Annotated in this window: 7 protein-coding genes, 2 tRNA genes and 1 pseudogene; 2 read left to right on the top strand and 8 right to left on the bottom strand. The window is 69.4% G+C overall.

What is annotated here, in order from left to right; translation table 11 throughout:
* The 3 genes from IE107_RS32685 to IE107_RS32675 form a co-directional block, all read right to left on the bottom strand.
* Nucleotides 1–74, bottom strand: a tRNA-Met gene (locus IE107_RS32685).
* 76 nt (nt 75–150) lie between these two features.
* Complete coding sequence (locus IE107_RS32680) at nt 151–1359, bottom strand: SPFH domain-containing protein (protein ID WP_189547982.1); 1209 nt, start codon at nt 1357–1359, stop codon at nt 151–153.
* Between the two features lie 52 nt (nt 1360–1411).
* Nucleotides 1412–1633 carry an NfeD C-terminal domain-containing protein gene (locus tag IE107_RS32675; RefSeq protein WP_189547981.1) on the bottom strand — a complete coding sequence of 74 codons (222 nt, stop codon included), beginning with the start codon at nt 1631–1633 and terminating at the stop codon, nt 1412–1414.
* A gap of 161 nt (nt 1634–1794) precedes the next feature.
* Here IE107_RS32675 and IE107_RS32670 point away from each other — a divergent pair, with 161 nt between their 5' ends.
* Entirely contained in the window at nt 1795–2211 is a 417-nt protein-coding gene (locus IE107_RS32670) for an SHOCT domain-containing protein (protein WP_189547996.1), read from the top strand.
* Nucleotides 2212–2358: 147 nt separating this feature from the next.
* Entirely contained in the window at nt 2359–3747 is a 1389-nt protein-coding gene (locus tag IE107_RS32665) for an FAD-binding oxidoreductase (RefSeq protein ID WP_189547980.1), read from the top strand.
* Nucleotides 3748–3995: 248 nt separating this feature from the next.
* Here IE107_RS32665 and IE107_RS32660 read toward each other — a convergent pair.
* The 5 genes and pseudogenes from IE107_RS32660 to IE107_RS32640 all read right to left on the bottom strand — a co-directional run.
* Nucleotides 3996–4068, bottom strand: a tRNA-Lys gene (locus IE107_RS32660).
* 91 nt (nt 4069–4159) lie between these two features.
* Nucleotides 4160–5683 carry an amino acid permease gene (locus IE107_RS32655; RefSeq protein WP_189547979.1) on the bottom strand — a complete coding sequence of 508 codons (1524 nt, stop codon included), beginning with the start codon at nt 5681–5683 and terminating at the stop codon, nt 4160–4162.
* A 125-nt stretch (nt 5684–5808) separates the two neighbouring features.
* A complete protein-coding gene (locus IE107_RS32650; protein WP_189547978.1) occupies nt 5809–6042 on the bottom strand; it encodes an FG-GAP repeat protein in 234 nt (77 codons plus the stop codon).
* Nucleotides 6042–8195: an FG-GAP repeat domain-containing protein gene (locus IE107_RS32645; protein ID WP_189547977.1), complete on the bottom strand. Its 2154-nt coding sequence runs from the start codon at nt 8193–8195 to the stop codon at nt 6042–6044. The genes IE107_RS32650 and IE107_RS32645 overlap by 1 nt, the downstream gene beginning before the upstream one ends.
* A 223-nt stretch (nt 8196–8418) precedes the next feature.
* A pseudogene (locus IE107_RS32640) lies at nt 8419–8802 on the bottom strand (DEAD/DEAH box helicase); the annotation flags it as partial.

Below are 8802 nucleotides of genomic sequence, written 5' to 3'. Positions count from 1 at the left end.
TAGCGGGGACAGGATTTGAACCTGCGACCTCTGGGTTATGAGCCCAGCGAGCTACCGAGCTGCTCCACCCCGCGTCGGTGAACCCAACTCTACGGCATCTCCGGCGCCCTTTTGACCACTCGGGTTCGCCCGGCCTTCACCCCGGCTGCTTCAGGACGGGTTCGTCCCGGAGATACGGGGCGTGGAAGCGGCCTTCCCGTCGACCGCAGGCTTCATCGGGTTCGCGCCGCGCTGCAGCGCGTGGAGGATCGCCAGCCCCTGGCCGACGACGCCCGCCGCCATCTCGTTGACACCGTTGGTGCCGTTGAGGACCGTCAGGTCGGCGCCGGACATGCCCCGGGCGGCCGCGTCGGCGAGGGCGGGCAGGTTCTCCACGATGCGGTTGGCCGCGATGAGCTCCTGGTTGCCGTCACGCAGCGAGGCGGCGCGCGCACTGTTGGCGTCGGCCTGGGCCTGGGCGAGGGTCCGCTCGGTGTACGCGTTGCCGTCGGCCTCGAACTTCATCCGGTCACGGGCCGCCTCCGCCAGAGTGCGCTGTCGGTAGGCCTCGGCGTCCGCCGGGCGCCGGACCTCCGCCTCCAGCCGTTGCGCGGCGAGCGAGGCCTGCCTCTCGGCGAGGGCGGTCTGTTCCTCGATGACCTCCTGCGAGGCCCTGGCCCCGGCGAGCGGCCCGGCCTGGGCCGCGCGGGCGTTGTACTGCTCGGTCTCGGCGAGGAAGCCGGCCCGCTTGATCGCGGTGTCGCGCTCGTACTCCGCCTTGAGCGCGGCGGCCTGCTGCTCGCGCTGGCTGGCCTCCTGGTCGGCCTTGGCCTCGGCGATCCGGGCCTGGCTGGCGACTGCGGCGGCGTGCGGGGCCGCGAGGTTCTTGATGTAGCCGGTGGCGTCGCCGATCTCCTGGATCTGGAGGGCGTCCACGACGATGCCGAGCTTCTCCATCTCGCCGTGGCTGCCCGCGATGACCTCCTGGGAGACCCGGTTGCGCTCGCGGATGATCTGCTCGACGGTCAGTCCGCCGACGATGGAACGCAGGTGCCCGGCGAAGATCCGCCCGGCGAGTTCCTCCATCTGGTCCTGCTCGGTCAGGAAACGGCGTGCCGCGTTGGCGATGGACACGGCGTCGTCGCCGACCTTGAAGACGGCCACGGCCCGGACGTTGAGGCGGATGCCCTGCTGCGTGACGCAGTCCTCGGTGATCTCCGCCTCGCGCAGCGCCAGGGAGAGCATGCGCGCCTTCTGCTTCACCGGGAGCACGAAGCTGCCGTGCCCGGTGACGATCCGGAACTGTGTGTCCCGGGTCTGCCCCTTGGAACCGGATATGAGCATCGCCTCGTTGGGGGCGGGAACGTGCCAGAAGAACATCGGAAGACTCCTGCCGTGTGTGCTGCTTCCGTGTGTACGTCGCTGCTTCGGCTCAGGACGGCAGGCGTTCCACGATCACGCCGCGCGCCGAGACCGAGTCGATGACAACGACGCGCACGTCCCTGTCGATCGACGTCGCCGACCATGCGGTGTAGGCCTCGGACCCACCCCGTACGGCCACCAGCACCTCGCCCGGCCCACCGAGCGGAATCGGCACGGTCACACGGCCGATCGCCCCGACCGGGCTGCGGGCGGACTCATCTGCCCTGTGCATGCACCACCCCCTCGACATCTCCACGGTACTCCGCACCAGCCATCACAGATGGTGACGAAAGGGCTAATAACGACGACGAGCGGACGCATATGTGTGGTGATATGACTGTTTTATCCGTCACCCATCGCCGCGATGAACTCGCGCTGATCGAGGAGCGATCCGTGGACGACTACACGTTGCTCGACCTCTTCTGGACCATGCTCTGGTTCTTCCTCTGGGTCATGTGGCTCTTCCTGCTGTTCAAGGTCATCACGGACATCTTCCGCAGCCACGACCTCGGCGGCTGGGGCAAGGCGGGCTGGCTGGTCCTGACGCTGCTGCTGCCGTACATCGGCGTCCTCGTGTACGTGATCGTGCGCGGCAAGTCCATGAGCAAGCGGGACATCAAGGAAGCCCAGGAACGCGACGCGGCCTTCAAGGCGTACGTACGCGAAGCCGCCGGCACCGCCGACGCGGGCGGCGAGGCCGCGAGAAAGGGCAGTCACGTCGACGACCTGACGAAGCTCGCCGAGCTCAGGGACCGGGGCGCCATCACGGAAGAGGAGTACCAGCGGGCAAAGACGAAGCTCCTCGTCTGAACCGCCCCGCGCGGCGCGTATCTCTCCCTCAGCCCGGCCCGGCGGACTGGCAGGGCCCCAGGACCGCGAGGAGGCTTGAGACAACAGCCACGGCGGGAGGCCGAGGGGCGCGGCCCCCATCTCGGAGCGCGAGGAGATGGCCCGGCCATGAACGGCACCACACTCGAAGACCTGGACGCGATGCGGACGGCGCTGCGCGGTCCCGTCATCGGCCCGCAGGACCCGGAGTACCGCCGGGCCCGCACGGTCTACAACGCAATGATCGACAGACATCCTGCGGCGGTGGTGCGCTGCGCCGACACGGCGGACGCCATGGCGGCGGTCGATCTCGTCCGGGACGAAGGCCTCACGCTCGCGGTCCGCGGCGGTGGGCACAGCGGCGCGGGGCTGTGCCTGGTGGACGACGGCGTCACCCTCGACCTCTCGCCGATGCGCTGGGCGCACATCGCCCCCGGCGCGCGGACCGCCACGGTCGGCGGCGGCGCCACCCTCGGCGACCTCGACCACGCCGCCCATGCGTTCCGGCTGGCCACGCCCTCCGGAATCCTGTCGTCCACCGGCGTCGGCGGCCTCACCCTCGGCGGTGGCCACGGCTACCTCACCCGCAGATACGGCCTGACGATCGACAATCTGCTGGCCGCGGACGTGGTCCTGGCGGACGGCACCACGGTGACGGCCGACGCCACCAGCCACCCCGACCTGTTCTGGGCGCTGCGCGGCGGCGGCGGGAACTTCGGCGTCGTCACCTCCTTCACCTTCCGGCTGCACCCGGTGGACACCGTGGGCGTCGCCATCACCGTCTGGCCGGTCGACCGGATCAAGGACGTGCTGCGCTGGTACCGCGACTTCCTGCCGCAGGCCCCCGAGGACCTGAACGGCTTCTTCGCCGCTCTCACCGTGCCACCGGGTCCGCCGTTCCCGGAGGAGATCCACGGCCAGAAGATGTGCGGTGTGGTGTGGTGCTGGACGGGCGAGCCCGAACTCCTCGAAGCGGCCCTGAAGCCCGTCGAGGACCCGGGCCCGCCTTCCTTCCACTTCACGGCTCCGATGCCCTACACCGCGCTGCAGTCCATGTTCGACGGACTGCTCCCCGCCGGTCTCCAGTGGTACTGGCGCGGCAATTTCTTCGACCGGATCACCGACGACGCCGTCGACGTACACGCCAAGTACGCCGAGAACCTCCCCACCGCCCTGTCGATCATGCACCTGTACCCGGTCGACGCGGCCGCCCACCGGATCGCCCCGGACGAAACGGCCTGGGCCTACCGGGACGCGGTCTGGTCCGGCGTCATCGCGGGCGTCGACCCGGACCCGGACAGTGCCGAGCGGCTCAGGCAGTGGTGCGTCGACTACTGGGAGGAACTGCATCCGCACTCCATGGGCGGTGCGTACGTGAACTTCATCGGCGCGGGCGAGACTCCGGACCGGGTGCGCGCCACCTACCGCGACCACTACGACCGCCTCGCGGCCGTCAAGCGGACCTACGACCCGCACAACTTCTTCCACGCCAACCAGAACATCGAGCCGGCCGTCTGACCGGCGCGTATCGGGCGGTCCGCAGGAAGAACGCCCCGAGGGCGCCCCGAGCGGCGACCTCGACGAGAAATTCGCCCAGGCCGGCGTGGCCTCCCTCGGCCGGTAACGCCCCCAGCATGCCGGTGGCACCCGCCTCCCCCGTACGGGTGCCACCGGTCTCTGCCAGGAACGGCGACCGCCCCGACCGGGCAGAACCGGTCGGGGCGCTCCGTTGCAGGTCAGAGGGTTTTCCCCTGCCCTTCGCCCGGTAGGCCGTGTGGGACTCGAACCCACAACCAACGGATTAAAAGTCCGCTGCTCTGCCAATTGAGCTAACGGCCCTCGGCGAATCACCCCTGAGCATAGCCCGCCGGGGCCCGGCCGCCGATCGGGTATCGGCCACCGGGCCCCGACTCGGTGAATTCCCGGGCCGTCAGAGGGACATCTCCGGGGGGATCGTCCCCTTGTGATCCGGTTTGAGGAACCAGTGCCTCGCCGACGCCAGCCACCAGGTCGCCGCGAAGCCCAGGACCACCAGCACCGCGACGGGGGCGTAGTTGAACGTCTCCCAGGTGACCGGTGAGATCTGCGGCAGCATGAAGAGCACCGTGATGATCACGACCCAGGCCACCGCCACGATGCCGACCGGCCGGGACCAGCGGCCCAGGTGCCAGGGGCCCGGGGTGAAGTCGCCGCCCCGGAGCAGACGGAGCAGCGTGGGGATGACGTAGGCGATGTAGAGACCGATCACCGCGATCGAGGTCACCGCCGCGTACGCCGTGACATTGATCAGGTACGGCAGGCCCAGCGCCAGCGCGCCGGTGGCGGCCAGCCAGACCGCGGCGACGGGGGTGCGGGTGCGCGGGCTCACCGTGTGCCAGACGCGCGAGAAGGGAAGGGCCCCGTCCCGCGAGAAGGCGTAGATCATGCGGCTGTTGGCGGTCACGGACGCCATGCCGCAGAAGAGCTGGGCGCCGATCACGATCAGCAGCAGGAGCTTGCCGGTGGTGGCGCCGAGGGCGTCCAGGAGGATCTGGGCGGGCGGGGCACCGGTCGGCGAGTTCAGCGCCCCGTCGTACGACTGGATGGCGAAGGTGAAGCCGAGGAGCAGGACGAAGCCCGCGATCCAGGAGGTCCAGATCGACCGGACGATGCCCTGCGGGCCGGCCGTCGCGGCGTCGTGGGTCTCCTCCGTCATATGGGCGGAGGCGTCGTAGCCGGTGAAGGTGTACTGCGCCATCAGCAGACCGATCATCACGACGTAGAAGCCGCTGCCCCAGCCGGTGTTGTTCACGAACTCGGTGAAGACGAACGACGCCGACCGGTGCGAGTCCGGTACGAAGGTCAGGGCACCGACGATGACGGCGACGCCGATGACGTGCCACCAGACGCTCACGCTGTTCAGGAGCGCGACGATCCGCACCCCGAAGGTGTTGAGCAGGCCGTGCAGCAGCAGGATGGCGGCGAAGAGCAGGATCGTACGGGTGGGGGTGACCCCGAAGCCGAACTGGAGGTTCAGATACGCGCCCAGGAAGGACGCCGCCCCGAAGTCGATCCCGGCGGTGACGGCGACCTGGCCGAGCACGTTGAACCAGCCCGTGAACCAGGCCCAGGCCGCGGCCGAGCGCGGCGGTGCCAGCCGGTGGGCCCAGAAGTAGAGGCCGGCGGAGGTCGGATACGCCGAACAGATCTCGGCCATCGCCAGGCCGACGAACAGCGTCATCAGGCCGACGCCGACCCAGCCCCAGGTGATGACGGCGGGGCCGCCGGTGTTCATGCCGAAGAGATAGAGCGTGAGGCAGCCGGAGAGCACCGAGATGATCGTGAACGAGACGGCGTAGTTGGAGAACGCGGACATGCGCCGGGCCAGCGTCTGCGTGTACCCGAGCTGTGCGAGGCGCTCCTCGTCGGATATGCCCGGTGGTGGTGGTCGGTCCTCGCCTGTGTCGGTTGTCATGCACCCAGCGATTCCCGCGCGCCGGGACAGGCATGCGGTCGCCGGGGTCACGACTGGGAAAACCCGCCCCGGCAGCGGAGGGGTCGCGGCCCGCCGCACGCGCCCTCCCCTGGATCCGGCATCGCTCAGGTGATCTTCGCGTACTTCTTCCAGCGCGTGTCGGCCGGCTTCCTCGGCGCCGAGAAGCCCCCCGTGTGGTTCGCGTTGTAGAGGTACACCGCACCCGCCGGGGTCCGCGCGAGGATGTCCTGCCGTCCGTCGTGGTCCATGTCCCCGCTGCCGACGATCGCGGGGCAACGGTCGCCGAGCCTGCCCCGCTGGTCCGTCGTGCAGAGGTCGATGAGGAAACCTCCACGCATCAGAAGACCCCCTTGTAGCCCTGCCAGCCGGTCGCGATCTTCGTGCGCGAGCCGAACGAGCCCTTGCCGTTGCCGTCGTTGCGGAAGAGGTTGCCCGAGCTGTCCCGTTCGACGAGGTCCGGCTTCCCGTCACCGGTGATGTCGCCCACCCCGACGACGGTGTTGTACGAGGTGCCCCACGCGCCGAAGACCTTCACGCGCTCCTTCAGCTTTCCGCCCGCGGTGCCGTCGTAGCGGTAGAGCGTGCCGTCCTTGTGGTGGGCCAGCACATCGCCGTATCCGTCGCCGTTGAGATCACCGGCGCCCACGACCTTGGTGTAGCCGGTCCAGGAGGAGCGGATCTTCACCCCGGCCTTCAGCTTGCCGTGACCGTCGTCGGCGAAGAGGTGGACATCGCCGGTCGACGCCTTGCGCGCGAGCAGGTCGGGCCGGCCGTCGCCGGTCAGATCACCGGGCACGGTCAGCACGTTGTACGCGTTCCAGCCGGTGCCCAGCGAGGTGTGGCTGTTGTTCGGCGTGTACGGGGAGCCGCACTTCCCGGCGTACCGGCGCAGTTCTCCGTTCGGCATCCGCACGAGCATCTCGGCGCAGCGGTCGCTGCCCATGTCCCCGAACGGGACCGCCACCGTGCCCTTGGGCCAGCCGGCTCCGGAGCGCTTCCAGTCGAACTTCCCCTTGCCCTCGGTGTAGTGCAGGGTCAGCTCGCCGGCCGAGTTGAGTGTGACCAGCTCGCCGAAGTCGTGACCGCCCTGGTCGTGGTGGCCCGGCAGGCCACCGCCGACCGAGATCTTTCCGCTGGTGGCGTACGTGCCACCGCCCTCGGCCGCCCTGGCGGTCAGCGCCCATGTGTGGACCCCGTTGGTCGGGTAGCCACCCGTGTCCGTCCGGCCGTCCCAGTTGACCTCGACCTCGGTGCCGGGCCCGCCGGAGAAGGTACGGACCGTGCGCCCGCGGGCGTCCTTCACCACGAAGTTCCAGGTCACGGGCTTGTTGAGCTGCCAGGTGCTGTTCCAGGCCGGGGAGTGGCCGTTCTCAACGCCCTTGATGTCGATGGAGCCCTCGCCGAGATCCGACTCGATCTTCGCCAGCGGCTGCGCGGGCACCTCGCTGCGCACGATACGGATCGCCTTGTCCGGTCCGACGTACGCGATGCCGCCGCCGAACTTGTCCACGGCCCAGGTCAGCCTGCGCTGGTCGACGGTGTTGCCCGCCGACAGGTCCGCGATCTCCCGGGGCGCCGCGGAATTTCCGGTGTGGAAGTCGGTGAGCACCAGCTTTTCGGCGGTCCGGTCGTGCTGGACGAGATAGCCGTCGCCGACGAGTGCGGCGCCGGACGGAACGGCGAAGCTCTTCCTCGCCGTCCGGTCGTACACCCCGGCCGCGCCACTCGTACCGCAGTTCCAGTAGATCCAGCGGCCGACGGTGTGAAGTTCCTTGATCACACAGGGCGCGCCGGTGGCGACCGTCTCCACGACCTTCTTCTGTTCGAGGTCGGTCGCGGTAATGGCTCCGGCGGTGGAACTCGCCGTCCACAGCGCCGATCCCCATACCGAGGCGGCGGTGATGGACCGGGTCATCCGCACGTTCGTCGTGCGGTATTCGCTGACGTCATCGATGTACTGCTTGCCGGTCGATTCCGCGTTGTAGACGAAGTAACGTCCGGTGGCGTCCACGAACTGACCACCCGTCACACCGGGCTCGTCGGACGAGTGGTAGCTGTTCGCCGTCAGCCAGATCTGGGCATATTCCTGGCCGTTGTCGACGCCGAAGCGGCCCAGATGGCCGTTGCCTGTGGCGCGCATCGGTACGCAGGAACCGGCGTCGCAGGGCACGCGCTTGATGTGGTCGCCGGTCGCGTAGGTGCCGACGAACCCCATCGAGGTCCGGTCGCCGGCCGTCGTCCCGTCCGGGGCGATCCGGCGCGCGTAGGCGTACTGCAGGCCGTTCGCCGCGACTTCCACCGTGTTCAGCGTTCCGCCGGCGAAGTCGATGCCCCAGACCCCGCCTGTCTGCACCGGGGTCGGCGCATCCGCCGCGACGGCGCTCGGCATCGTGCCGAGACCCGCCGCGACCACGGTGAGCGCGACCAGGACGGTGCGACGGCGCCCGACGGCACGGGTGGGTGAAGAAGCAAGGCGCACCAAGAGGGTCATTCCTCCCCGAAAATGCCCGAAAGGCATGGAGGCACAGGTGATCAACGGCGGCCCGCCGCAAGGAATTGCGCGAAGCCCCCCAGCCGCGCCCCTGTGCAAGTCGCCGGATATTAGCAGCGGTTGCTCATGTGGCGGAAGCGAAAAGAAAAGCGGGCCCACTCGTGAAGAGCGGGCCCGCTTTCCGCAGACCTTTCAGCGGGCCTTCAGGAGGTCCTCACCGCGTTCAGCCGTTGCGCTTCCAGCGCGGCTTGTCGTCGCGGCGGCCGAAGGAACCGGTGTTGGTGCCGGAGCCCCGGTGGTCGTCGCGGCGGCCGGTCGGACGGTCGCCGCCACCGGAGCGGAAGCCGCCGGAGGGACGGTCGTCACGACGGTCGCGGTTGAACGGCCGGTCGCTGCCACCGGAGCGGTAGCCGCCCGACGGACGGTCGTCACGACGGTCTCGGTTGAACGACGGACGGTCGTCCCGGCGGTCGAAGGAGCGGCCACCGCGGTCGTCCCGGCGGTCGTTGGAACGGAAGCCGCCCGAGGGTCGGTCGTCCCGGCGGTCGCGGTTGAAGGACGGGCGGTCGTTGTCACGGCGGAAACCACCGGACGGACGGTCGTCACG

The sequence above is a fragment of the Streptomyces gelaticus genome, assembly GCF_014649535.1.
Taxonomy (GTDB): domain Bacteria; phylum Actinomycetota; class Actinomycetes; order Streptomycetales; family Streptomycetaceae; genus Streptomyces; species Streptomyces gelaticus.
The sequence above is the reverse complement of the archived record's forward strand: the minus strand, read 5'-3'. Positions and strand labels throughout refer to the sequence as shown.